The 25,495-nt window shown below is 51.0% G+C and carries 21 protein-coding genes; 19 read left to right on the top strand and 2 right to left on the bottom strand.

Going from position 1 to position 25,495, the window contains the following annotated elements; all coding sequences use genetic code 11:
• The first annotated feature begins 1 nt into the window (after position 1).
• The 17 genes from M4D81_RS21070 to M4D81_RS20990 all read left to right on the top strand — a co-directional run bounded on the left by M4D81_RS21070 (position 2) and on the right by M4D81_RS20990 (position 15,669).
• Positions 2–1,387, top strand: a complete 1,386-nt coding sequence (locus tag M4D81_RS21070; protein WP_260067965.1) for a hypothetical protein — start codon at positions 2–4, stop codon at positions 1,385–1,387.
• Positions 1,384–1,785, top strand: a complete 402-nt coding sequence (locus M4D81_RS21065; protein ID WP_260067964.1) for a hypothetical protein — start codon at positions 1,384–1,386, stop codon at positions 1,783–1,785. Before M4D81_RS21070 ends, M4D81_RS21065 begins: the two co-directional genes overlap by 4 nt.
• 287 nt (positions 1,786–2,072) lie before the next feature.
• Complete coding sequence (locus tag M4D81_RS21060) at positions 2,073–2,510, top strand: phage tail terminator family protein (protein WP_260067963.1); 438 nt, start codon at positions 2,073–2,075, stop codon at positions 2,508–2,510.
• Positions 2,507–2,680 carry a hypothetical protein gene (locus tag M4D81_RS21055; protein ID WP_260067962.1) on the top strand — a complete coding sequence of 58 codons (174 nt, stop codon included), beginning with the start codon at positions 2,507–2,509 and terminating at the stop codon, positions 2,678–2,680. The genes M4D81_RS21060 and M4D81_RS21055 overlap by 4 nt, the downstream gene beginning before the upstream one ends.
• On the top strand, positions 2,681–4,000 hold the full coding sequence (locus M4D81_RS21050; protein WP_260067961.1) for a phage tail sheath family protein: 1,320 nt from the start codon (positions 2,681–2,683) through the stop codon (positions 3,998–4,000).
• Position 4,001: 1 nt separating this feature from the next.
• Positions 4,002–4,460 carry a phage tail tube protein gene (locus M4D81_RS21045; protein ID WP_260067960.1) on the top strand — a complete coding sequence of 153 codons (459 nt, stop codon included), beginning with the start codon at positions 4,002–4,004 and terminating at the stop codon, positions 4,458–4,460.
• 28 nt (positions 4,461–4,488) lie between these two features.
• Complete coding sequence (locus M4D81_RS21040; protein WP_260067959.1) at positions 4,489–4,911, top strand: phage tail assembly chaperone; 423 nt, start codon at positions 4,489–4,491, stop codon at positions 4,909–4,911.
• 193 nt (positions 4,912–5,104) lie between these two features.
• The gene (locus M4D81_RS21035; RefSeq protein ID WP_260067958.1) at positions 5,105–6,991 is read left to right on the top strand and encodes a phage tail family protein; all 1,887 of its coding nucleotides are present in this window, start codon (positions 5,105–5,107) and stop codon (positions 6,989–6,991) included.
• 1 nt (position 6,992) lies between these two features.
• Positions 6,993–7,712: a LysM peptidoglycan-binding domain-containing protein gene (locus M4D81_RS21030; RefSeq protein ID WP_260067957.1), complete on the top strand. Its 720-nt coding sequence runs from the start codon at positions 6,993–6,995 to the stop codon at positions 7,710–7,712.
• A 12-nt stretch (positions 7,713–7,724) separates the two neighbouring features.
• The gene (locus M4D81_RS21025) at positions 7,725–8,690 is read left to right on the top strand and encodes an XkdQ/YqbQ family protein (RefSeq protein ID WP_260067956.1); all 966 of its coding nucleotides are present in this window, start codon (positions 7,725–7,727) and stop codon (positions 8,688–8,690) included.
• Between the two features lie 6 nt (positions 8,691–8,696).
• Positions 8,697–8,993, top strand: coding sequence for a DUF2577 domain-containing protein (locus tag M4D81_RS21020; RefSeq protein ID WP_009594605.1), 297 nt, complete (start codon positions 8,697–8,699; stop codon positions 8,991–8,993).
• Entirely contained in the window at positions 8,990–9,403 is a 414-nt protein-coding gene (locus M4D81_RS21015) for a DUF2634 domain-containing protein (RefSeq protein ID WP_260067955.1), read from the top strand. The genes M4D81_RS21020 and M4D81_RS21015 overlap by 4 nt, the downstream gene beginning before the upstream one ends.
• The gene (locus M4D81_RS21010; RefSeq protein WP_260067954.1) at positions 9,396–10,454 is read left to right on the top strand and encodes a baseplate J/gp47 family protein; all 1,059 of its coding nucleotides are present in this window, start codon (positions 9,396–9,398) and stop codon (positions 10,452–10,454) included. Before M4D81_RS21015 ends, M4D81_RS21010 begins: the two co-directional genes overlap by 8 nt.
• A complete protein-coding gene (locus tag M4D81_RS21005) occupies positions 10,451–10,996 on the top strand; it encodes a YmfQ family protein (protein ID WP_260067953.1) in 546 nt (181 codons plus the stop codon). The genes M4D81_RS21010 and M4D81_RS21005 overlap by 4 nt, the downstream gene beginning before the upstream one ends.
• A complete protein-coding gene (locus tag M4D81_RS21000) occupies positions 10,997–13,924 on the top strand; it encodes a hypothetical protein (protein WP_260067952.1) in 2,928 nt (975 codons plus the stop codon).
• A gap of 520 nt (positions 13,925–14,444) precedes the next feature.
• On the top strand, positions 14,445–14,897 hold the full coding sequence (locus tag M4D81_RS20995; RefSeq protein WP_260067951.1) for a phage holin family protein: 453 nt from the start codon (positions 14,445–14,447) through the stop codon (positions 14,895–14,897).
• Positions 14,884–15,669 carry a glucosaminidase domain-containing protein gene (locus M4D81_RS20990; protein ID WP_260067950.1) on the top strand — a complete coding sequence of 262 codons (786 nt, stop codon included), beginning with the start codon at positions 14,884–14,886 and terminating at the stop codon, positions 15,667–15,669. The genes M4D81_RS20995 and M4D81_RS20990 overlap by 14 nt, the downstream gene beginning before the upstream one ends.
• 335 nt (positions 15,670–16,004) lie before the next feature.
• On the opposite strand, the gene M4D81_RS20985 is transcribed toward M4D81_RS20990, so the two are convergent.
• Positions 16,005–20,987 carry an alpha/beta hydrolase fold domain-containing protein gene (locus M4D81_RS20985; RefSeq protein WP_260067949.1) on the bottom strand — a complete coding sequence of 1,661 codons (4,983 nt, stop codon included), beginning with the start codon at positions 20,985–20,987 and terminating at the stop codon, positions 16,005–16,007.
• A gap of 97 nt (positions 20,988–21,084) precedes the next feature.
• A complete protein-coding gene (locus tag M4D81_RS20980) occupies positions 21,085–22,404 on the bottom strand; it encodes a polysaccharide lyase family 7 protein (RefSeq protein WP_260067948.1) in 1,320 nt (439 codons plus the stop codon).
• A gap of 423 nt (positions 22,405–22,827) precedes the next feature.
• On the opposite strand from M4D81_RS20980, the gene M4D81_RS20975 reads away from it, so the two are divergent.
• Complete coding sequence (locus M4D81_RS20975; protein WP_071222477.1) at positions 22,828–24,243, top strand: deoxyguanosinetriphosphate triphosphohydrolase family protein; 1,416 nt, start codon at positions 22,828–22,830, stop codon at positions 24,241–24,243.
• Positions 24,244–24,353: 110 nt separating this feature from the next.
• Positions 24,354–25,481, top strand: a complete 1,128-nt coding sequence (locus M4D81_RS20970) for an MsnO8 family LLM class oxidoreductase (protein WP_260067947.1) — start codon at positions 24,354–24,356, stop codon at positions 25,479–25,481.
• Positions 25,482–25,495: the final 14 nt, after the last annotated feature.

The following is a 25,495-nucleotide window of genomic DNA, read 5'->3' as shown; positions in this document are numbered from 1 at the left end:
GTTGTCCAGTAACACACCGAATTTAGGACTATTGAAGAAAGACCCGATGGTGGATGGCAATGAGACCTTTAACATCGAGACGATGCTGAATGAGAACTGGGATAAGATTGATGAGGCTGTGGGCAGAACAGGAGGATACGGAGTAACGACTCAGCCTAAAGCGAACGAATATGAAGTTAACCTAAAGCCTGCCCCGGCGAGCCTTACAGCTGGGATTCGGGTTACCGTAAAAATCAACGTTGCAAGCACTGGAGCCCCAATGCTCAACGTTAATGGTTTGGGAGTCAAACCAGTTCTTAAAACAAACGGTAGTTCCGCCAGTTTTAAGCAGGATGGTGTCTACACCTTGGTATATGATGGCGAGGTTTTTATCTTACAGGGTGAAGGGGGGGAGGTAGGAACAGCGACAGCGGCCGATGTGTTAGCACCTAAAACGATTGGAACCGACAACGGAATAGTAACCGGAACCATACCGACACAAGGGAATCAGTTTAAGTCTGGATTATGGTCGAACCCAGATGGGGATGCGTATGTTGATACGTACGTCAATATCGATAGCGGATTTTACCCACCAGGCTCGCAGGTTACAATCCAAGCACATGATCCTGATCTTTTATCAGGCAATATTCGATCTGGTGTAAATATTTTTGGGGTACCAGGCAAGCCCACTGTTGTTGATACGGCCGACGCTGTGCTCGATCCGAATATGCTTGTCGCGGGATACTCAGGGTACGACGATGGAGTTAAAAAAGCTGGTCAGATGCCGAACCGAAGCGCCGAGAACAACCACATGCCTGGTCTTGAATCGACGGTATGGGCTGGGGATCGGGTCTTTATCCGCCCTCCACACGGATTTTATAACGGGTCAACGTGGATAACAACCCCGGCTCCAACCCTAAAGCCTGAAAACATACCCAAAGATGCAGCGATCCTTGGCATTCAAGGCACTTTGGAACGTATGACCACAGCCGAAAAGCAAGCTATAGCCAATGAGATCACGGCTAAAGGTGTATGGGCTTCGACGAATGATTCGAATGCCGTCCTTGCCCAAAAAATCGGAATGATTAAGACGTCAAAGTATGCGTGGGGGAGTCTTAATGCTTCGGAGGGGCGAGTATACGTCAGTGGGGTGGCCTTTCGACCCAAAATGGTCAAACTATACGGTCAATATGCTAACGTCGAGGGCAGATTTACGGCTTGTTTTCTCTTCGACGAACCCATCCATCGCGTCTATGGTTTTATTACCCCGGATACGACTAGTGACGGATCGGGGATGTCCGGGTTTGGGAGAGCCCTTGGAGATAATCCCATCAGTAATAGCGGGTTTAGTGTTTATAATTATAATTGGTGGAATAATCAGATTTACTGGGAGGCTTGGGGACATTGAATAACTCAATAGGTAGACGCCTGTATTATCTGAAAGCGACAGGTGAAGTGATTCAAGATACAGGGGAGCGTAGCGGGTGGGTGGTGAAAACCACGGTAGAGCAGGACTTTGAGACATACCGCTCCTTGCGTGAACGGGTACCGGAGACGGTGGGAATGATCCAGTTAGAGTATGGTGCGTATGCTGAAGATTATGCACAAGGGGGAGTAATAACACGGATTGACCTGGGAACACTTAAGCCTCTGTTTAATTATCCTGACCCGACTGACCCAGAGACGCCTCAAGAACCGCAATCGGCCCTTTCGGAGCAAGTTACTTCTCTGAAAACCGAAAATGAATCATTGAAAAGTAGGGTTTCGGACGTCGAAATGACGATTACCGATATCCTATTTTCATGAGGGAAGGTGATTGCTGATGCTTAAAGATTTTCAGGTGCGAGTCGTAGCTAATGCCTGCATTACTCAGGTAAATGAGGGCGAGGGCACTATTGATCAAGTCGTATCTAATTACCCAATGCAACCGCATGATCGCGAAAAGGTTCTGGCTCATGTGTATGTTATCCGTCCGGATCTTGTACCGCCAAAATAGTATCAATTTCATGCTTCGGAGTTGTCTCGGTTTTTTTCTGTATCAAATATAATAGAAGGACACACCAGACATCCAGTTAAAGAAAGGAACAATAGATATGATTGTTCATGAAATGCAAACTTCTCTGAAAAGCGTCTTACAAACGAAATTTAAAGACATCCCCTTCATCTCCAAAGAGGATGCCGACCCACTGCCCCCAGCCCCATACTTCCAAACTGAGCTAACCCTAGCCGAGTTCGAGCCGATATCGACAAGTCGATATGCGGCTCGTTTTCGTTTCCGCATCTCTTACGTGCCAGTGGAAGGAAAGCCGGTGGCAACGATCATGGACGAGATGTTGGAGAGCTTAACCACCCTTGAAGTTGAAGGCCGGCCTTGCCGGGCTTCATCAGTGGCGTGGGAGCGACCAACGGGGAATGATGGTGCAGCGGGAGAAGGATATTTTCGTGCAGAGTATGTCATTCAGATGACAACGGATCAGGAAGAGACCGACATGAAGATGCAAACATTGAAACAGGGAGGCGGATTGAAATGAGTAAAAAAGAAACAGCACCGGCGTTCAACAAGCAACAGTTGGCACAATCCAATCAATTCAGTAATCGCGAGAAGGATGTGCTGAGCGCCATTCTCGAAGAGGGCAAGACGTACACTATTCAGCAAGCGAAAGAACAATTAACCACATTTTTGAAAAAGGAGGTCATCTAAATGGCCGGAGGAACATGGACAACACCCAACAAAGTAAGACCAGGCGTATACACCCAAATCTCATCGCAGGAGCAGCCGATCGGGCGCGTAGGTGAAAGGGGGATTGCGGCACTGGGCTTGTCCCTTCCGTGGGGAGAGCCTCATAAAATTCTGACGATCAAACCAGGCACCAATCTGGTGGAGGTGCTGGGTTATGATGTCACCGCACCACAGTTGCTCTCTGTAAAAGAAGTACTTAAGCGCGCTGGCACGCTTCTGTTGTATCGCTTGAACAGCGGGGCCCAGGCTGCAGCTTCTGTTGCCGGTCTCAAAGCAACCGCACTTTATGGTGGCGAACGCGGTAATGATCTCCAGATCGTTGTTGAGAACGCGGTGGATGATCCCGGAAAGTTTGTGGTCAGCACGCTGCTGAGCGGCAAAGCTGTGGACAAGCAGCTTGTAGCCAGTGCAGCCGAACTAGAACCTAACTTGTACGTGACCTTCGCACCGGATACAGGCGATTTGGCGGCCACGGCAGGATTCGCTCTGACAGGTGGCGCGAACGGCACCGTGACGAACCAAGAGCATGTGGACTTCCTTGCCGCGCTTGAGGTCCAAGACTTCCAGACTGTAGGTCTGTTGTCGAGTGACCCAACGCTTAAGTCCTTGTATACCGCATTCGTCAAGCGGCTTCGCGAGCAGGAAGGCAAGAAGGTCCAAGCTGTATTGTCCGACTATCCGGCTGCGGATTATGAAGGCGTCATCTCCGTGAAAAATGGCGTTGTTCTCACTGACGGCTCCGTCGTGGACAAGGTCAAGGCAGTTGCCTGGGTCACTGGCGCCACGGTTGCGGCAGCTGTTAACGAATCCCTAACGTACGCGGCTTACGATGAAGCGGTGGATACCGATGTTCGTCTTAGCCATACGGAGATTGAAGAAGCGCTGACGAAGGGCGAGTTCCTGTTCAGCTACAGCGGCGGCAAGGCCGTGGTAGAGCAGGATATTAACAGCTTTACATCGATTGAGCCGGCCAAAGCGCGCCATTTTTCCAAAAACCGGGTGGTCCGCGTTCTGGATGGCATTGCAAATGATTTGAAGCTGATTTTCGAGAAGTCTTATATCGGGAAGGTAGACAACAATGTGGATGGCCGGACGCTGTTTTGGGCGGAGTGTGCGGCGTACTTTGCATCTTTGCAGAATATCGGGGCTATCCAGAATTTCGATGCGAACGAGGATATTGCGGTGACGCCGGGCACAGAAGGCGATGTGCTGTTTGTGGATATTAAGGTACAGCCAGTGGATGCAATTGAAAAAGTATATATGAAAGTGAAGGTGGTCTAAGATGGCATTTTTACGGGCAAGCGATACGATTTCGGGGCAAGAGGGCAAGGCATTCGTCAAAATTGGCGAGCGTATGGAGGAAATGTTCTACATTAAAACACTGGAAGCTACGGTGGAGAAGGAAAAAGCCGAGCTGAAAACGATGGGCCAACGCGCAGTACAGCATAAAGCCATTGGCTGGAAGGGCAGCGGCACGATGACCATTTATTATGTGACCTCACTGTTCCGCGAGTTGATGATGGAATACATTCAAACAGGCAAAGATGCGTACTTCATGATTGAAGTACGTAATGAGGATCCGGGTTCGTCGACGGGACGTCAGACGGTGATTTTGGAAGGGGTCAACCTGGACAGCGTGATTATGGCATCTCTCGATACCGAAGCGGAGGCGCTGGAGGAAGAAGTGGCCTTCACGTTTGAGAATGTGCGGATTGAGACGCCGTTTAACCCATTGAACTAATACTTAACATAATTGAGGAGGAAGGAATATGAGCGATTTTAGTATGTTTTTTGCTGGCCAGTCGTCTGCGGAGATCACGGAGGAATTCGTGGTCTCTGTTCGTTTTAAGAACGCGGAAGGGAGCCCCGTGCCTTGGAAGCTGCGCAGCATCACGGAGGAAGAGAACCAGGAGTGCCGCAAAGCGGCTACGCGTAAGGTTAAGGGCAAGAACGGTGTATTCACGCCGGAAATCGACCCGAACGACTATATGGCGAAACTGATGGTATCGAGCGTCATCTACCCGGATCTGAAAAACAGCGAGCTGCAAAAATCGTACGGCGTGCTCGGTGCAGAATCCCTGCTCCGCAAAATGCTGCTGCCCGGCGAGTTCGCCGCGCTTGGTGAGCGGGTGCAAGCCCTGAACGGTTTTGACCGGGATATGAACGAACTGGTAGATGACGTAAAAAACTAATCAAAGAGGGCGATGGTGACGCTAATTATGCGTACTATGCCCTCCATGAACTGCACATCCTTCCTCACCAGCTCATGGCGATGACGGTCCGGGAACGGGCCGCCATCTATGCCATGATCTCGATGCGGGTGGAGAAGGAGAAGCGCGAGCGAGTCCGGAAGCGGAGATAGGTTGTAGAAAAGGGGGTGAAGGAATGGCGAGTGTAAAGGATGCACTCCTGCGCTTAAATAATTTGGCTAATGAAATGATCGTGAATCAGCTGTTACAGCTTGAAAACAGCTTTCAACAAACTGTTGATCAAATTGCTGAGGCAGCAGCAGAACAAGAGCAGCTTAATGAACGGATTGAGCAAGGGGAAAAGAAAGCCAGTAAGCTTGGGAATACTTTTAAATTGTTAAAATCCGCATATAAAGCGGCCGATTTTGTTGCGAAAATGACGATTATTCCAGCAGCAAAAGAACAAGTAACGGAAGACTTCTTTAAAGTTAAGACTGGTGATGCCGAGGTAGGTTCAGCTATATTCGAGAACGTCAAACAGAATGCATTGAAAACCGGGTTAGATGTTAATGATTCGTTAAATAATGCTTTAACGTTCATGTCAATGACTAAAAACTCAGATCAAATTGCGCAATTAAATGGCTTCGCTGATCGAATGAGCACACTATCAACAGACGGCAAGAGTTCAAAAGATGCAACAGGGGCGATTATGAGTGCGTTGCGTGGCGATACCAGCTCTCTAGCTAAAGATTTTAATATTCCTGATTCCCAGATTAAAAGCTTTAATGCAGAAATCATATCATCTAAAGGGAATTTTACTGCATTTCTTTCATCCATGGACAAACTGCTGCAAAAATCAGGGATGACACAGGAAGCTATGGATGCCATGCTGGATTCGCCTGTTAATAAGTGGCAGCAACTAATGGGATCCGTCAACAATTCTTTTGTTCAGATGGGGGGTGGCGCATTAGCTGCAATCATGCCAATTCTGGATATGTTGAATGCAGCTTTTGAAAACGGGACTTTCCAGCCTTTTATTGATGCTATATCCATAGGATTAACCGTAATTGCTGAGGGGTTTTTGTGGGTAGCGCAAATGATCCCTCCAGCCTGGGAATTCATTAAAGCTACGATTGCTGGTGTCGGTAACACCATATGGAATCTGGTCACTATATTTATGGGGTTGCTTCCTGTTATCGCTTTAGCGGGTGTTTTTTTTGCGATGTTAAATGCAGGGATGATCATGGGGAGAATATCGGCTTACGCGTTTGCGGCAGCTCAATCCGTGATGGCCACGATTACGAACATCGCTGCAGGAGCGATGAGAATATTTAATATGGTTATCAAAGCTAATCCTCTTATGTTATTAATTTCATTAATTATCGCTGCAATGGCCGCATTCGGGGCTTGGAAAGTGGTGACGCTTGGCCTTAAGCAAATATTCAGTAACGTATTCGGCTTCATTGTCGACCTGGCTCAAAACACGGTGAACACTGTCATTTCCGTCATTAACGGCATCATTAAAGGTGTTAACGCGGTAGCGGGCTTTTTTGGAAAGGTCCTTGGTGTGGATACCAAGCAGATTGCAGAGATTGAGTACAAGGCAGACTTTACAAATTTCAAAGAAACCGGACAGAAAGGCATAGAAGATTTCTCCATGGATACATTTAAGGATAAATTCATGCCGGATAAGAACCTGGGCAAGAACAACGAGGATCTTTTAAAACAGTACAACACAGGAAAAACCGGGTACGATGTTGCTCTTCCAAAAACAACCCCGACCCCGTCCATGCCTGCTATGCCCGCCATGCCAACGGCTCCAATCCCGGTAGCCCCTGCGGGTGGCAGCATCGATTCCATTGGTAAAGTGGATAACTCGGTGGACGTGGCGAGCGAGGATCTGAAAGTGATGCGCGATTTGGCAGAAGTGAATGCGATCAGCAATATGATCACCCTGACGCCAACCGTACAGATGACGACGGGAGATATTAATTCCGGAGCTGATCTGGATACGATCATGTCGAGAATTAACCGAACGCTGGAGGAGCAGTTTGTGTCCAGTGCCGAGGGGGTGTATCTGTAGCATGAGCGATTATGGTTTTTTTCTGAGCTTCAATAACCAGGAGGAAGTTTTCCGATTTCCGGTGAATCCTGAGCGGTTTGACGTCAAGGATAGCGGTGAAGGCAAATCCTATACGGTAGCTGGGCTTGGCGAAGTAAATGCGATTCTGCATCCGAAGCTGACGGAGATCTCGTTTGAGAGCTTTTTCCCGGGGAGAGTGTATCCCTTTGTACATCTAGGTTCTGACAAAAAGCTGAAGCTTCCGATTGAATACGTTAATACCATTAAGGGCTGGATGGAGTCCCGTCGACCTGTTCGCTTTGTCATGACGGGGCTTGTTCCCGATCCGCTGAGCGGTACGGATGGCAAGAATGTGGTGAGAGCGATGAAGTCTTTTGGCATCAACATGGCGGCATCCATCGAAAGCTTCAACTGGAATACGATGGCCGGTTCACCGGAAGATATCGAGTTCTCAATTACGCTCAAGCGCTATGTGTTCTACGGGGCGCGTAAAGTCGTGCCGGTTAAGGACAAAAAAGCCGCTGCGGTGAAAACCAAAGACAGGCCGGATGACCGGAAAAAGCCGACTTCCTATACGGTTGCCAAAGGCGATTCCCTGTGGAGCATTGCCCAAAAGCTACTCGGCAGCGGTTCCCGTCATGCGGATATCCAAAAACTGAACGGAATCAAGGACCATGAGGTCCGGAAGCTGGCCGTCGGCCGGGTTCTCAAGATTCCCTAAAGAGGTGGCGCCATGATTGAACTGATGATTGACCGCAAGAACGGAAGCGTGTGGGATCTGGGGCAGATCGTAACCGACATCACGTGGAAAACAAGCCGTCAGGCGAAGCCGGCGAGTCTGGATATCAACTTTGTGAATAATGGTCTTGCGCAGAGCAAGGAATTCGAAGTGGAAAACGGCGACATTGTGCGCTTCCGCAAGGATAACAAGGATCTGTTTTATGGATATGTTTTTTCCAAGGAGTGGGGCATGGACGCCCAGGTTAAAGTGATGGCTTACGACCAGCTGCGTTACCTGTCCAGCAACGACACCTACCGGTTTACGAATGCCAAGGTGGAGGATATCATTCGCAAGATTGCCAAGGATTTTAATCTGAAAACAGGGACGTTGGCCGATACCGGCCATACCATCCCTGCCATGCTGGAAGCGGACAAGAAACTGATTGATATCATCTGCAAGGCCTTGGATTCTACGCTGATCGCGACCAAGCAGTACTATATGTTTTACGACCAGTACGGTGAGCTGAGGTTGACCAACATCAACGACATGCTGCTCATGCTAGCGGTGGGAGAAGATAGCCTCATGACGGATTTTTCATATAAAAAAAGCATCGACAACGAGACGTACAACCGCATCAAAGTCGTGCGGGATAACAAGCAGACGGGCAAACGGGACGTTTACCTTTACCAGCACGGACAAAACATTGCCCAGTGGGGCCTGCTCCAGTTGTATGAGGTTGCTGACGAGAACATGAACCCCGCACAATTGAAGCAGTTAGCGCAAAATTTGCTGGAGCTGAAGAACAGGGAGCAGCAGACGTTGTCGATTGAGGCTATCGGGGATTTGAGGGTCCGTGCCGGAAACACGATCTATGTGAATCTGCCGGAAGAAGGCTTGAAGCCGTATCTCATCGATGAGTGTACGCATAAATTCTCGGACGGTACGCACACGATGTCGCTGAATATGAAGGTGGTGTAAGCAGGGATGCTGGATATTATCAAAAAAGCCAGTCTCAGCGCCGTGGGAAGCACAAACCCGATGGCGGTGCTGTACGGTACAGTCACATCAATCCATCCTCTGGAGGTGAACGTGGATCAGCGTTTCAGCCTGACGGAGGATTTTTTAGTTATCGGAGAGTCGATGACCGAGTACAAGCTGAACATTGGCGGCGCGGAATATGTAATTCGAAAAGGGCTGGAAACGGGAGACACGGTGCTGCTCATACGTTACCAGGGCGGGCAAACGTATCTCGTGCTGGATCGGTTGGTGAAGCCGTCATGATCCCGCAAGGAGGAACGCTGCAACCGAGTAGCGAGATCGTGGAAACCATAGAGCGGCCTAGTTTGACATATGACTTGAATCTGGAGGAAGGGACGATCTCCGGTCACATTGACGGTCTTGAGGCTGCTAAACAGGCTGTCGTCAAAATCCTTCAGACTCGCCGATTTGAGCATCTGATCTATAGCGGCAACTATGGGCAGGAGCTGGACTCCGTCATTGGCCGCGACCCGCTTTGGGCCTATGCTGAAATCGAGCGGCATATCAAGGAAGCGCTGATGCAGGATGATCGCGTATTGTCGGTCGATGATATGAATATTACTTTTACGGGCGAGTTGGCCATGGCAGAGTTTACGGTCCGAAGTGTGTATGGCATTTACAGTATGACTAAGGTGGTGAGGGAGGATGGTTGAGGAACAGACGTATGAAGCCATTCTGGAGCGGATGATGGATCGAATCCCGGATGGTATGGATAAAAGGGAAGGCAGCATCATCTACGATGCGTTGGCCCCCTCTGCGGCTGAGCTTGCCCAGATGTACGTGGAATTGGGGTACTCCATGAACCTGAAATTTGCCGCGACGGCATCGGGCGAATTTTTGGATCGGAGCATTGCCTGGTCAGGGCTGACCCGGAAGCAGTCTACAAAAGCACAGCTTTTGGGGCACTTCTCAGGCAATAACGGTGCCGCGGTGGATGTGCCTCTAGGGAGCCGTTTTTCATTGGATCCGCTGAATTACAAAGTCATCACCCGATTGGATGCAGGGCAATTTGTTCTGGAGTGCGAGACAAGCGGGAAGGAAGGCAACCGCCGATTCGGTTCGCTGCTTCCGCTGGAATACGTAGAAGGCTTGGTGAAGGCGGAGCTGATGGAGCTCTGGGTACCTGGCGTAGATACCGAGTCGGACGAAGCGTTGTATGACCGATACCGCGAAAAAATCTCCCGACCCGTGACCAGTGCAAACCGGAATCAGTATGAACTGTGGGCGAGGGAGAAAGCCGGGGTTGGAAAGGCTAAGGCTTTTCCTTTATGGGATGGTCCGGGCACCGTCAAGGTGGTGCTGCTGGATAACGAGATGCGTTCGCCGACGCCTTCCGTTGTGGAATCGGTGCAGCAGTACATCGATCCGACCATGGATGGCATGGGGGAAGGGGCAGCGCCTGTCGGTTCGGCTGTCACCGTCGTTGGGGCGGCCGAAGTGCCTGTGAATATCGAAGTGCAGGTTACGCTGCTCGATGGGGCCGGAATGGATGGTGTGCAGGAAGCCATTGAGCAGGGTGTTCACCAGTATCTGAAAGATCTGGCTATGTCCGACCCGTTGGTCCGGTATAACCGGATCGCCAACGTGATTTTGGATATTCCGGCGGTCATCGACTACGAGGTATTGACCGTGAACGGAGGAACGGACAGCATTCCGATCGAACCGGAAGCAGTGGCTGTCTTGGGGACGGTGACGGTCCGATGAGTAAAGCCGAAGCCTGGCTGGGTTACCTGCCGTCCTATTATCATGATGTTCGAGAAATGAAAGCCATTGCCGGGGCAGAAGGGGCTGAATTGGACAAGTTAGCGCAGGAACTGGAGGATCAAGTGGACCAGTATTATCCCGAAACTGCTACGTGGGCGTTATCCCGGTTCGAGCAGGACTTGAACATTCCGGTGAATCTCTCCAAGCCGATCGAGCAGCGGCGCTCGGTTATCATCTCGAAGATGCGGGGAAGCGGCAAGGTGTCCGCCAGCATGCTCAAAAATGTGGCGCAAGCTTATGAGCGAGGCAGCATCGAGGTATCCGTCCAGCCAGCGGAGTATAAAGTGACGATTCATTTTCGAGATACGCTGGGTATTCCGCCAAATTTAAGTGATCTAAAATCAGCCATTGAGGAAATCAAACCCGCGCATATGGCGGTCGATTACGCTTTGCGTTATCTCACCATTGCCGAGGTAGAGGGCATGACCTTTGAGGAAATATCAGCAACAACACAAGACAGATTGTTGGGAGGAGGAGCCTAAATGACGAATCCGGTTACACCGAATATCGGGTTGAACAAAATCGATCGAACCTCGCCGTCCACGACGTATTTCGATCTGGAGAAGTATATCGATCAGAACGCGGATGCCGTAGATCGGTTTGCGGGTGAAAGCAGTGAGGCCATCCATGCTCTGGAAAAGCGCCTGGATACGGAAGAACGCAGGGAAGTCGTGCTGCAGCCGGGGCTTCAGATCGTGAACGCGGAGCGGAGCGCGCCTTTTAAGTTGAGCGGGATTAAGGGGCGGACGTTGGTGAATTTGTTGGGGCGGGATGGGTCTTGTGATTCTTTAAACGGCATTTCCCCTTACCAGGTAACACTTGCACTTGATAATAGCCAATATAGCCAAGGAACAGCACTGAAAGTAACAGTTGCGCAAGGATTTTCGAGCGGAGCTGCATTCATTCCTAATGTGAAATTCTACGCTAACAAAAAATATGTTCTTATTGTTGATGCACGGATAGAGAATGCCGAGTATGCTAGAATCCATCTTTCCGGAGTCGGGGCTATCGGTAATAATGTAACTTCGACAACCTTTAAACCTTCTGTTGCATTTTACAGCCCTACAGCTGATACCACGTCTAACGCTGACTTAGCATTAAAAGGATCGGGATCATCGGCGATCATTGCCTACTTTGATGCAGCTCGGATATACGAGGTATCGGCCGAGGAATATGCTGACCTCGCAAGCATGACACCGGAACAGGTCGCCGACAAATACCCATACGTTGATAGCGTTCAGCCTGTCCGAAATCCGTATGCTATCCGGTACGGGGAGAATTTAACTCCTTCACTATTTGAGGGTACTGTCGGTAGTTCTACAAACATAATGTCAGCCTATTCTGCTTTAATTAAAGCAACGGGATCAACGGTAGTGCAGTATAGTTCTAATCTCGTCTCTGCTATACCAAATACTATCTATACACTCAAGGCGAAAATATCTCGAAATGGTGTAGAAAGATATGATGGTGTGTATGTTGATGTAATGGGGTACGACGAAAATGGGCGGTCGGTACTGGACATAGCCGGAACCGCCATCAATGGATCAGGTATTGGAACAGACACATTTTCTACTCCAGCAAATATTAGAACAATGCAGGTTCGTATTGTAATACCAGAAAATGCCGAAATTGGTGATTATGTTGTTGAAGATATTATGCTTAATATCGGTTCCACTCCAAAACCGTTCAAACCACGCGAAGACGCCATGCTCGTACTACAAACGGACTTATACGCCGATCCGTTAACAGGTGTGAATGCTGACGAAGTGTTCGAAAAGGACGGGCAGTATTTCAAGCTGGCAAAGTGGAAGAAAGTTGTTTTTGATGGCAACATATCGTATGTACACTACACATCCTATGCTGGAGCAAAAAGTATAACTTCTTATATAGCGCCTCTAGACCGAAATATAGGGGTCCTTCCATACCTAATTAAATACGATGGGAAATCGTTAATAGCTGGAGGGCCGACTCTTCCCGGTAATTTTGACCAATTCAGTACAATTAATTGGACAACAACGGGTAGTGCTGCCCTTGGGCTAAGTATCCCTAACACAGACAGCGGATGGGGCGACAACTACACGCCGACGCCTGACGAGATTAAGGCGTATTTTATGGGCTGGAGGATGTTTCCATATGAGCAAGGGGACACCGTTCCAATCCCTCCGTACAATGGAACTGGAACAAAAGCATGGGTACAATTAGATCCAACCTCCTCGACGGGCGTTCAATCCGGGGCTTGGACAACAACATTGCCCACTACCCGTACGATAAATACCGCATGGCAACCATACCAACTCATATACCAACTCGTAACGCCAACGATTGAGCCTATCATTTCCGAGGGCATGTTTACGTTTAACGAAGGCGATAACCTGATCGAAGTTGGAACGGGGTTTGTAACTCGGGAGAGAGCGAATCCTTCTGTTTATGCGGACGGGTACGTGCGGATAAATGACAGTTCGGGGACTGGGCAGACATTATCATTCCTATCAAATAAGGTTGCTCGTATAGCGGCTATCTTCATGAATGGGAAGAGAGACGACAGATGGATCTTGCGAACTTCTCCGAATTCATCATTAGTCAATGGAATGGGATATGCGTATACAACAGTTTCTAATTACGATCCATCAGCAGCCTATTCCGTCAACTACCTAATGCTCGACAAATCGTCTATCGTTCCATTCACCGGAACCTACGCAGCTAACGAAAAGGCCATGCTCCAAGAGCTGACCGACGCCGTCCAGCAGAATGCGACCGCTATATCCGTCTCTTTAGAGGCAGCGAATAAAGCTTTTCAATCTGGCGTTAATGCTAAAAATGTTATGGTGGAAGCCATTAACGCCAGTTTGGGCGGTGCTTCCATCAACGATAGCTGGGCTACACTTGCGGAGAAAGTAAGATCTAACAAAGGGATGGAAGTAGAGGGTTTTACTACTGCTTTTGAGTACCCATACTCATATGTTCCTGCTGGATCGACAAAAGTAGAAAATATCTATACATTCGATGCGGGTTTATCCAATATCTTTTTTATACCTAAAAAGACGCAAAAAGACCAAGCCGGGGCATCCTACATTACGATAGTGACTGGCGGCACATTGATGCTCGGCTGTAAATGGCATTTAAGAGATAAAAACGGTCTTTTGCATATAATAGCCTCATCCGGACCGGGCTATTGGTCTAGAGGTCCCACTCTATATTTATTGTCTCTACAATTCGATCTAGAATATAAAAGATGTTATTTCTCGTACGCTAGCACGGAGACATCAGGCGGAGTTATAACAACAACTATTCCTGATAATTTTGATACTTCCGGTCCAGTATCCCTAGTTATTGAATTAGAGCCGGGGACAACACCTCCGACAGACAGTAAATGGAAAATATTCATGGATGGGAAATTTATTTTAGGATAAATCGATGTAATACAATGTATATTTTATGCAATGTTGAGAGTGCAGATGTCGCGTTGTCCACAGAATATACTATAAGGGTAAGGCTGACTGGATGGATCCCAACGGAGTAGAGGTGTAGGGGGGCCCTCTATATCCCTGAATCAACCTTTTCAAGTGTCGTCCCTTTTTTATTCCCAGTCGGAGCAAGGGGTGATCACTTCCGAAGAATATGAAATCATCACTGGCGAGGCATACTAAACGCTGCTTTGAATTACTATACATTAAAAGAGGCTTCAACGGAGAAGGCGGAATCATCCTGGAGAAGCGGAGCGTTCGCCTTTGTTCCCGGATTTTAACCTTATCTATCAAGTTATAAGAAAATCTGGGGGCAACAGCGATCGGAAGAATGATCCGCATGCGGAGTGATGTTTAGCTAGGAGATAGCATGCACAGAACGACCAAGTAAATCAACAACAAAAGCCCTCGGCTCCTCCGAGGGCTTTTTCACACCTTCCAAACCATTATAAAAGGAGGAACAATTATGTATGAGCACATCGGTCAACTGTTTAAGATGCTGGTGGCGGGGACGGGGGCCGTGACAGGGTACGTCTGGGGCGGATGGTCGTTGCCGCTGCATCTGTTGTTGTGGTTCGTGGTGATCGATTGGTTGACCGGTTGGGGCGCGGCCTGGATGAACGGCGAGCTGCGCAGCCGTATTGGTTATACTGGTATTGCACGCAAAATGACCATTTTTCTCATCATCGCTCTGATGCATCTGGTGGACCGGGTGCTGGGAGAGATGAATTATTTTCAGAATACGGTGATCTTCTTCTATCTCGCGAATGAGCTGCTGTCTATTATTGAGAACGTGGGAAGAATGGGGGTACCGATCCCCCAGTCCCTGCGTAATGTGGTACAGGTATTCCAGATCAAATCCGAAGAAGGGGATAAGCAAACGGCACGAAAGGAGGAGAAAAAGGATGAAACCCTCTGAATTTATTGCCAAGCTGGCACCTATAGCCACTCAGGATATGCGCCAGTACGGGGTGCCTGCTTCGCTTACGCTCGCTCAGGCAATTTTGGAATCCAATTGGGGAATGAGCGGTCTAACGCAAAAAGCGAACAATCTGTTTGGCATCAAAGGAACCGGTCCGGCGGGAAGCGTCACCATGCAGACAACCGAATACCGGGGGCAGACACCCTATACGACCCAAGCCCAGTTCCGTAAGTATAACAGCTGGAGTGAATCGGTTGCCGATCATACTCGACTGATCCTGAACGGCACACGTGACAAGCCACAGCGTTACCATGGCGTGTTATGGGCGAATTATAAAACGGCGGCGACCGAGATTTGGAGGGGGGGTTACGCTACAGACCCTAATTATCCGAAAAAACTCATCGCCTTAATGGAACAGAATTTGCTCCATCAATATGATTTGCTTAATCCAGAGGAGGAGGAACGCATGAAAATTGAACAATTGACGGCCGAGCTGCAAAAAACACAAGAGCAGATGCAGCAGCTTAGCAAGCAATATGCTTCTGCTATGAAATTGTTAGAGGAGCAGAGCAATACCATGAAGCAGTTGAACACAAGGCTCAAGGCCGTAGAGACAGAGAAACCGGCTAAAGTTCCTGCTTGGGCAGAACCGGCAGTACAAGCTGCACAGCAGGCAGAAGTATTGCATGATCCTGAGGGCAGTTTTGATTTTTATCGAATCATGACCGTGCTGCACCGTTTGGGGTTTTTCGATAGACCGAGTAAGTGAACCGAGAATATAACGTGCAAACTGCTCTCTCAGGTCACATCTATATAATGAAGCGTTATTTTGAACAATAAAGCTGCCCAATCGTTAGAGCGGTATGGGCAGCTTTTGTTGTATGGGTAAATTTATATCAGTTAGTGTTTTACTAGCAGATTCGGTTATTCATTTCCCGGAGTCGTTCGTTATTAGTGAATTCGAACATTCCTTACCCTTCCGACGAATGTCATGCTTGATTGTTCGATGAATTCCTGTCCGTGCATTCACCTTAATAATAATTCACTACGTAAACTCAAAATAACATGCTCCTCATCGTTTGTTACTTAACAATACAACCCAGCTCACTTCACCCTCACCGTCCCCACCCCTTGCGCTTGATTCCCCGCATGGTCCGTCACAGTATAAGTAACGGTGTAGATTCGGCTTTGGCCACGCTCCGACTTCTCTGCGCGCAGCCGAAAATGGGTATCATAGGTGCCGAACTCGGCATCTTGTATATCCCGTCCCCCGGCGCTTCGATTGTCTTTGCTTTCCCTGTTACCCGTATCCTTATCTTTACCGTTCACAATCTCCGATGTATCTCCGCTATGCCCCTTGCCGCCCGCACTCTCCACGGTAATAGAGGTCAGCACGACTGACGCAACGCCGGAGCCTTCATCGCTGGATTCGAGGCTAGCGCGAACATCGACCATTTTATGGTTCGGCGCCTTTAGTACGGAAGGCGAGAGTGTAATCGTAAGCACCGGGGCGATTTTATCGATGTTCGATACGGTTGCCGTAACGGTGCCTTCATTGCCGTCTGCATTCTCATATTCGAAGGTAAATGAACCGTTCTCGGTAAATTTGTAAGTTGGAGATCCGCCGTTATTAATGACGGTAATTGGACTCTCCGAGACTAAGGCTGCAACAACGTCTCCATTCGTAGGGGCCGTCGTGCTGTACTCCAAGCCCACGGTGAGATCGCTATACGTGACGCCAGTAGCCGCCGTAAAGTTCTCGCCTATGTTATCCAGTGTATTGCCGCTTAGCTTGATATTCTTACCTGCCTTGAGCTGAATCCCGTTGCTGTTCCCGGTGATGGTGTTGTTCAGAATCTGTACATTCTCCGGATCTCCGGATCCAATGCCGCCCGCGTTGGTGTCCCCGTTGTCGTGCTCAAGCAGGATGCCCCAATAATGCTCGGCGGTGTTCTGGCGGATCGTGTTCCCTTTGATGATCGTGCCCGGCCCGTTCAAAATGTTGATGCCTGCCGCGTTAGGAATATCGGCGGTATTCTCGATCCGGTTGTTCTCGATGATGGTATCCGGCGATCCCATTGATACGACGATGCCTTCCCGCGTATTGCGGATCGTGTTGTCGTGGATATAGTTTTGCGGACCGGATTTGCTGTGGTTGGTCGGGGCGGTTCCTCCGGTATTGCCGATGCCGATGCCACCGCCATAAGGCATGTCGGTGATCAGGTTATCGTGAATCTCGTTAAAATACTCCAGCTCCCCATGCAGATCAATTGCATCCAGCCGCACTTGGTGGAATTCATTGTGCCGGATCACATTGTTATGGGCCACATATTGAATGAGTGATCCGTGACGAAGGTAAGGTCCCTGGAAGGAAGAGTTCTCGACCAGATTCCACCTGGTATCATTGGCAAACCCGTTGCGGTCGACCTTCGGCACGCCCTGAATGGATACACCGTACCCGGCACCGCCCGGTCCAAGGTCCGTGGCATTTCGGAACGTGGTGTTGCGGACAACGATGTCATAGCTGTTCTCGATGCGGACACCCATGCGGCTGAATTTCTCGATCGTCACGTTGTCGATCGTGATGTTGTACGATGGCGTCTCGCCATAATTAGCGGCAATGATCATCATGTCCGGACCGCCGGCATCCGGGTTGTTGATTCTGTGATCGGTCGTATATTGACCTTCCCAAGCGGAGGTCAGCGTCAGATTGGAGATGGTCAGATCATGCTGCTTGGCGGATCTCAGCATCGTGCTGTTCCGGACCTTGTTCAGCGAGGTCTTCAGGATCGCGCCGTTCTGGCTTTCCCCCCGTAAATTGACCTCCGATTTCAGTATCAGATTGGTCAGGCCATCTGGAGTACTGTTTAAGTTGTATACGCCATTCGGGAAAAACACCTCGTCTCCCTGGACTGCTTCATCTATCGCTCGTTGAATTGCCGGTCGATCGTCCGAAGCATTGTCTGCAGGATCTGCTCCGTAATCGACCACGTTCAACGTCCTTCCGGTAGCAACAAAAGCCTGATGCACCGGATGGTTGCTCCCGTCCGCATTTTTCATGCCGGGAGCGGTAAAAGGGACGGTTCCTTCCGGTGGTTGCGGCACAAAATCCGGAATGATCGCCACGGGCGTATCCCCGTTAGCGAAAGGCGGATAGATATGGACCTCCGTCAGGCTCGTATAGGCACTGCCGTCCGAATTTCCGCGCCCGGTCAGCTTCACGTAACGTGCACTCGTGTCCGGAACGTTAAAAGGCTGCATCGCGGTGGTGGTTCCGCTGCTCGAACCGTTGAACAGGGGAGACCAGGACACGCCGTCATCTGAGGTTTCGATATCGATCTCCGTAGCGCGAACGTTCCCTTTATAGAAGGCAATGCCCAGGTAGCCGATGTCCCGGGCCTCGCCGAGATCGTACATGATCCACGGACCGTCGCCGGCGGCAGACCAGCGGGTGTACAGATTCTGGTCCAAGGTATTATCCTCGATGTTGCCGTCGCTGCCGCTTGCCGTGACCGAGGTCACAGGCCAAGGGGCTAAGGGAGCGCTAAGCGTCGTAACCGCCAACGTAAGCGGAACCGGACTGACGTTTCCGGCGGCATCCACGGCCTCGACCTTATAGCTGTACTCCGTGTGCGGAGACAGTCCTTCTATTTCATAGCGGGTGATGTCGGAGCTCAGCTCCGTTACTTTGACGTCATTTTGATAAACGTTATACTTCGCAACCAACTTGTTGTCTTCCGCCGAAGGCCATGCCAGGTGCACATAATCTTCGCCGATACTGCTGACGGACAGACGGCTTCCGTGCGGCCAGGACGGCGGCGTCGTATCCTGACTGGAATCCACCAACTCGCTTACGACCAACACAGGCCTTGGATTGCTGGAGCCGTTGGCTTCCTTGGTATAGATATTGACGCTGACACCGGTATGGGCCGCATCCGCAAGGAGAAAAGATACGCCATTCGCAAGACGACTGCGGACATAATCCGTCACATCGACGCTGTACACCTCCGGACGCCCGCTATTCTCGGCCTTTACCGTAAACGATCCCACATAAGCGGCCGGATCGAGGCTGTTCACGGGCGCATTGTTCCAGGTTAGATCGTTTTCGCTCCAAGCCGTGTCCTCTATTCCATAAAGGGAGAGCTCGAGATCCGTGTTGCTGGTGCCTTTTTTCGCGGCGATTTGGAATTCGTAGCGGTAGTCAGGGTCGCTCAGGGTGGAAGCATCGAATTTGAAATAGACAACCTTTTTGTTGGTTGTACCGGATGATACGCTGAGAAGTCCGATACTTGTGCCGGTAGCCGAGTTGATATTGGTATCAGGTTTAGAGCTGTCGATTAGGGCATCGTCTGTAGGGCCCAAACGGCCAACCTCAACGGGAACGCCCGGAGAGGGATCTGTAGGATCGGTCGGGTCCGTTGGATTGGTTGGATCTGTAGGATCCGTCGGATCAGGCGGCGTGTAGCCGTCCTTGTAGAGGATCGGTGTCGTTACCTCCAGATTCTTCACGTGCTGATCCATGAAGGCCCAAGCTTCGGCATCCGCGATTGCCTTGGCTTCTCCGGTAAAACCGTGGCCCTGGCCGGGCACGATCTCAAAATCCACGACCGGCACTCCGGCATCGGTCAACTGATCGGCGAAGGTCACGCTGTCGGTATATGGGATGGTGGCATCCGCGTCTCCATGGCGGATCCAGAACGGCGGATCATCAGGAGTGGCATACGTTCCCGGCATGGCAAGCCGTGCTTCAATCGGAACGGACAGGGCGTTATGCCCGCCGAGCAGTTTCGTGACCGAGCTGTAGCGGTCAGCAAAATCAGTCGTGAAATCGGCCGGTCCGTACCATTCCACCACAGCCTGCACCTTGGTGGAGTATTCCGGCCAGCCTCCCGTGCCTTCGATATCGGGCAGATGAACCGTATCTCCGGTATCCAGCGTAACCGTATCCTCCATGGTCAGGTCTCCGGTCGTTCCCAGCAGGGAAGCGAGATGCCCTCCCGCCGAAGTTCCCCAAACGCCGATACGACTCGGATCGATGTGGTACTGCTCGGCATGGGCGCGCAAATAGCGGATGGCCAGTTTCACGTCTTGAATTTGGGCCGGGTAAGGCGCTTCGGGGGTTAGGCGGTAGCTTAAGGATACGCCGATGTACCCGCGTTTAAGGACATAGTTGCAAATGCTGCCCAGGGCGTTTTTGCGGTCGCCTTTATTCCAGCCTCCGCCGTGAATGTAGATCATGACCGGCATAGGCTCGGCTGGCGGCGTGCTCGGAACAGCGATGGACGTATAGAGGTCCCGGTCGCCGGCTTTGCCGATCAGAACATCCTCATAAAGGGTTACGCCTTCCGGAGCAGGGTATGGGCCGGTTTCGGTCGGCGGGGGTTCAGGCACGGGATCGACCGCAGGCGGAATGCCGGGGATGGCCTGGCCTGACAGCGAGACGCTGTCGATGTACATATTCGCGTTCATCGGATCACCTACCCGGAACTGGATTCGTACATTTGGGTTGCTGCTTGCTTCCGGCGGCAGCGTCCAAGTCTTCAGCGTGTTGGATTCGCTGCGCGGCGCTTCGGGCGTTCCCGGGGCCAGTTTAAACTCCTCCAGCGTGCTCCAGGTCGCTCCGCCGTCACCGGACCACTCGGCCACAATGCTTCCGCTGACATAGGATGAGGCTCGCGTATAATAGCTCAGCTTAATGTTGCCATACCCCGTCGTATTGACAGGCAGATAGACGGAGTCGGTTACATCGATCTTCATAAGGTTTGGCGTGGACGGCGCGCTGCTGGATACGGAGGTTTTGGCTTTACTCCCGCCATCCCCGGTCTGAACCCAAGGCAGCGGAATGACGACACCACCCGTGGTTCCGTAGCGCTCCGAATCAAAATTATCGGAGAAGAAGAGAATATCCGGCCCTTCTGGTTCCGGCAGGGGATCGGAATTCGATGCAAAAGATTCATCCGCAAGATCAACCTCTGCCGCAGGTTGTGCCGATACGGCCATAAGCTGCGCTGGTGAAACCATGATGCTCATTACGATCAGAAGGCAGAGGATCAGGCATGAGATCCGGTTAAGTTTCTTTTTCAACATTTCATCCCTCGCTTTTCAATATGGGTGTATGAAGCTCGTTTAAGAAACCCGGAAGCCGTCGTTTGACTGCCCCGGGATGGGATTAGGCTAGTGGATGTCAGGGGTGCATGCGGGTAAGGGAGAAGAAGGTGGCTTTGACATGATCGGATTGATCAGGAGTGGTATCCGATTTGTTTTGGTTGTAGACGCCGGCTTTGAAGTACAGATACTTATCGTTATAACCGCTAGGGAGGGTATGCGTCACGGTGGTGGCCGATCCGCCCTCAGGGGTTATTTTCACTGTCATAAGAAGCCCGGTCACCTTGACTTCATAACTCCATTTCTGGCCAAGGGCAATGCCGTTTGCAGGATTTAGCTGGTTCGGTCCGCCGAGAATGTTCACCCAGGTGTTGTTGTTGTCCAGGTCATCGGTTCCAAAATAAACGGCACCCTTGCTGTCCGAAGGACGCTTGTGGTAATAGAGCCGTATCGGTTCGGTGCTGGGGCCATGGATTTGCCCGACCACGACGCGGCCGATTTTATCGGCTTCGTTCCCACTGACGGAGACATGATCCACGCGTAAGGTAGCATTCATCGTTCCGTCCACGCCGCCTGCCTGAGATTTTATGGATGGGGAGGAGGTAGAGGTTACCCAGTTGTTGGCCCATGAGGAGGCGCTGTTTGTCGACGGATTCAGCATCTCCCTAAGTTCGGAGCGGGTGTAAGTGCTGTTCGCGGTGGTCTCGCCGATATTAGGCGATGTGAATACCATGCCGCCGGTGACGGGATCGGTATAGAACCAATCCGGATGCACATACCCGCTGGCGAGTGTTCCGGCCTGGATCTCGGACGCGTCGGGCAGGGTGATTTTCCATTTGGTTAGGTCAAAGTTGCCCGAAGGGGGTTTAGCCGGGTCAAGGGTTCCACCTCCTCCATCCGCAGTACCTCCCCAAATTTCGACCTCAGTGTAACTGTTCCAGTCATTGGAGGTGTTGCCGTAGCCCACAATGCGTACATACCGGGCTTCCACGACGGGGATGGGGAAGGATTGCAGCTGGTTGTTTTGAGCGCTAGTGACAGTGTTCCGTGCCTGAATCCAGTTGGAGCCATCGGTTGAGGTCTGAATATCGAAGGTGAAATTGCGCGAATCTCCGTTGTAAAACGCGATTTTAACCATTGAAACCGGGTTGACAGATCCTAGATCCAGCCTCAGCCAACTGCCGTCACCTTCGCCGGACCAGCGTGTGCTAAGACTGCCGTCCACCGCTTTGGATGCATCGCAAGCGCAGCGAGAGTCATAGCTGCTTGCCGATGCGGAAACCGAGTATTCGCTCTCTCCGGCGGCCAATCCGCGTCCTTCAAACAGAGGAGCGAACACTATGGCTGCACTGAGTAGGCAGAACGTTAGTTTTTTCGAAAAAGCATGCCTTCGTTTCACAGCAATCCCTCCCGTATAATGGTGAAAACCCTTATGAATTATCATTTCCCTCCTTTCCGTGGTGCGCTTTAAGACAGGAATGACAGCGCTTACCTAACAACGTAGCAAGAATGCGCGCACAGGTCTTGTGTTAATCCTATAAGCGCTTGGCATTTTTGCATAATGGAGGAATTATTGATGCTTCTGCCTCCTGTGGGTGCGAAATAGCGTATTGGAGATTGCAAATCATCTTGTTAATGTTTTGCTCCACCACCCTGACGGGAATATCGTGTCTGGTGGATAACGTATGACACGATTCGGGTATACAAGGAGGAACGGGTTTACTTGGGAATCATATTTTTCTTTCAGCTGCCGGATGGCATATAATCTAAAGAACGAACGATTTCGAATCGACCCTATACAGATAAAACAGGAGTGGGATAAATGACACTGAAGGAGCTTAGAGAGCATCGCCAATATCCGGAGCAAACGAAGTCGGATGCTTCGCGCGCGGTATATGAGCGGGATTATTCGCGCCTGATCCATTCGCCGACGTTCCGCCGGCTGCAAGGAAAATCACAGGTATTCGGTGCCGGCACCGGCGATTATTACCGGACGCGCTTAACGCATTCGCTTGAGGTTGCACAGATTGCGCGTGAAGCAGCGCGAAGCCTGACCCGCAATTACCCTGAAGTGATGCCGGAACAGGCGGAGAACGCCGGGCTGATGATTGACCCCGAGGTGGTGGAATGCGCGGCGATCGCGCATGATTTTGGGCATCCTCCATTCGGTCACAAGGGCGAAGAGGTGCTGCAGGGCATTCTGGAGAAACATATTGACCGGAGAACCGAGAAGGAGCTGACACGTCAGCCGGGCACGCCGACACCGGAGCAGGCAGCCGAGGTACAGCAGGCGATGCGGCGCAAGTATGAGCATTTTGAAGGGAATGCGCACAATTTTCGGCTGATCATGTTTTTGGAGAAAAGAGAGAACGTCAACGGACTCAATCTGTCCGATGCGGTGCTGCTTGGCATCAATAAATATCCGTTCTCCGGGTTGGATAATCACAAGGGGATGTACCGGCATGAATGGGAATACATCTCCCATATCCGGAAGGAGTGGCAAATTCCCGGCACGCATCGAACGCTCGAAGCGCAGCTGATGGATCTTTGCGATGACATCGCCTATTCCGCGCATGATCTAGAGGATGGCATCAAAGCCGGGAAGATCGAGGTGCATGAACACTTTTTGCGGGACAGTCACTTGAACAAACTGATCGTGCAGAAGATCATGACGTTGGAAGACGAGGTATGGAAGGGATGGACCAAGGAGCAGATCCAACCGAAAGTGGATTTGGTGCTGGACGAGTTTCTGAAAATCTGGAACGAGAAAATGCCGACCTGCGAGAATGACTATTCCCGTACCCGGCGGGAGGTCAAGGCTTACTGGGTCAGCCTCTTTGTAGGCAGCTTGGGCGTGATCACGAACGGGGATTGGAAAAAGGTGACGTTTGTTAAAGACGGCGTGGAAGATGAGGATATGCTGCGTACGGTCAGCGTCCTGAAGAGTTTTGCCTGGGTGACCATGATTCGCGACCTGCGGGTGCAGCGACTGCAAAAACGCAGCGAATGGATCATCAAGCGCCTGTGGGACGCTTTTCTCGATCCAGTTGCCTCCACGGCGATCATTCCTTCCGATTGGCTTCAGCGCTATGAAGCGGACCAGAAGCGGGCGCAGCCGATCTGGACGTGGGAGCATATGGTGATTGATTATATCGCGGGCATGACGGACGCTTTTGCCGAGAAAATCTACAACGAGCTGTATGGCCTCAAGGTAGGCTCGATCTACGATTTGGATTAGCAGCGGCGAGCAGGTGTGTGGTTGCGTTGATAATGGTTCAGCTACCACCTGCTAATGAACCTGCATCTTATTCTATAGGAAGTTGAAATGCTGACGGAAAGGGGGATTGCATGAATAACCAATTGAAACTGAGCGTGCTTGATCTGGTTCCGCGTTTTGGAGAGAGTACGTTCGAAGAAGCCTTGCAGCAAGCGGTGATATTGGCTCAGAATGCGGAAGCATGGGGCTACGGGCGCTACTGGGCGGCAGAGCACCATGATCTGGAGCATTTGTCCTGTGCATCGCCCGAGATTTTGCTATCCCATATCGGCGCCAGGACCGCGCGCATTCGGCTCGGCTCCGGGGCCGTGCTGCTGCCCCACTACAGCCCGCTGAAGGTGGCGGAGAATTTCCGCATGCTGGCAGCGCTGTATCCCGGACGCATCGATCTCGGGATTGGGCGGGCGCCGGGAGGTTCGGCGCATACGAGTATGGCGCTCAGCGGAAATTTTCTGGGTCATGTGGCGGATTTGCCACAGCGGATTCGGGCATTAACCGAACTGCTGGAGGATCGTTATCGCTACGAAGACGTGCCGGTTGCTGCGAAGCCGGTGCCCGTAACCCCGCCCGTAATGTGGATGCTCGGCACGAATACGAAGAGTGCGGGTTATGCGGCTGAATTCGGTACGGGCTATGTATTCGGCCAGTTTATGAGCGATACAGACGGGGCGGAAGTTCTCCAATCTTACAGGGAAGCTTATCGGCCAAGCGCTCATCAGCATGAACCGCGCGCAATGGTGGCGGTAAGCGTGGTATGCGCGGCGACGGAGGAACAGGCGCAGAAGCTTGCCGCGGAAATACCCCGACCAGGGCAGGGCAGCGTATCGACGGGCCGTAAGGAAACGGCCGATCATGAACAAAGCCCAGTCTTGGCTGCGATCGGACAAGCAGAAATTGGTGGGAGCGGCGGCGATACACATTCCAGTGGCAGAACAGCAGCCACGATCCATGAAGGGGATCCTCAAGGGAATTCAGCGTCAGAATCCGGAGATCCGGCCCCGTCCGGTTCCGATTCGTCAGGCCCATCCCAGCGGCTGATCATCGGCACGCCTGCAAGTGTGCGAAACAGACTGCAGCATATGGCAGAGCAGTATCGGTGTGACGAGTTCCTGATCGTCACGCCGGTAAGTGATTACAATGCACGGCTGGAATCCTATCGGCTGTTAATGGAGCAGCAGTCAACTGCTGCACATATATAATAGAAGAGAGACGA

The sequence above is a fragment of the Paenibacillus sp. p3-SID867 genome (assembly GCF_025142895.1).
Lineage (GTDB): Bacteria > Bacillota > Bacilli > Paenibacillales > Paenibacillaceae > Paenibacillus_AQ.
This window is presented reverse-complemented; position numbering and strand designations above follow the sequence as displayed.

Coding starts and splice junctions, on each gene's coding strand:
- M4D81_RS21060 (WP_260067963.1), top strand. CDS start 2,073: ATGATTGTTCATGAAATGCAAACTTCTCTGAAAAGCGTCTTACAAACG.
- M4D81_RS21055 (WP_260067962.1), top strand. CDS start 2,507: ATGAGTAAAAAAGAAACAGCACCGGCGTTCAACAAGCAACAGTTGGCA.
- M4D81_RS21050 (WP_260067961.1), top strand. CDS start 2,681: ATGGCCGGAGGAACATGGACAACACCCAACAAAGTAAGACCAGGCGTA.
- M4D81_RS21045 (WP_260067960.1), top strand. CDS start 4,002: ATGGCATTTTTACGGGCAAGCGATACGATTTCGGGGCAAGAGGGCAAG.
- M4D81_RS21040 (WP_260067959.1), top strand. CDS start 4,489: ATGAGCGATTTTAGTATGTTTTTTGCTGGCCAGTCGTCTGCGGAGATC.
- M4D81_RS21035 (WP_260067958.1), top strand. CDS start 5,105: ATGGCGAGTGTAAAGGATGCACTCCTGCGCTTAAATAATTTGGCTAAT.
- M4D81_RS21030 (WP_260067957.1), top strand. CDS start 6,993: ATGAGCGATTATGGTTTTTTTCTGAGCTTCAATAACCAGGAGGAAGTT.
- M4D81_RS21025 (WP_260067956.1), top strand. CDS start 7,725: ATGATTGAACTGATGATTGACCGCAAGAACGGAAGCGTGTGGGATCTG.
- M4D81_RS21020 (WP_009594605.1), top strand. CDS start 8,697: ATGCTGGATATTATCAAAAAAGCCAGTCTCAGCGCCGTGGGAAGCACA.
- M4D81_RS21015 (WP_260067955.1), top strand. CDS start 8,990: ATGATCCCGCAAGGAGGAACGCTGCAACCGAGTAGCGAGATCGTGGAA.
- M4D81_RS21010 (WP_260067954.1), top strand. CDS start 9,396: ATGGTTGAGGAACAGACGTATGAAGCCATTCTGGAGCGGATGATGGAT.
- M4D81_RS21005 (WP_260067953.1), top strand. CDS start 10,451: ATGAGTAAAGCCGAAGCCTGGCTGGGTTACCTGCCGTCCTATTATCAT.
- M4D81_RS21000 (WP_260067952.1), top strand. CDS start 10,997: ATGACGAATCCGGTTACACCGAATATCGGGTTGAACAAAATCGATCGA.
- M4D81_RS20995 (WP_260067951.1), top strand. CDS start 14,445: ATGTATGAGCACATCGGTCAACTGTTTAAGATGCTGGTGGCGGGGACG.
- M4D81_RS20990 (WP_260067950.1), top strand. CDS start 14,884: ATGAAACCCTCTGAATTTATTGCCAAGCTGGCACCTATAGCCACTCAG.
- M4D81_RS20985 (WP_260067949.1), bottom strand. CDS start 20,987: ATGTTGAAAAAGAAACTTAACCGGATCTCATGCCTGATCCTCTGCCTT.
- M4D81_RS20975 (WP_071222477.1), top strand. CDS start 22,828: ATGACACTGAAGGAGCTTAGAGAGCATCGCCAATATCCGGAGCAAACG.
- M4D81_RS20970 (WP_260067947.1), top strand. CDS start 24,354: ATGAATAACCAATTGAAACTGAGCGTGCTTGATCTGGTTCCGCGTTTT.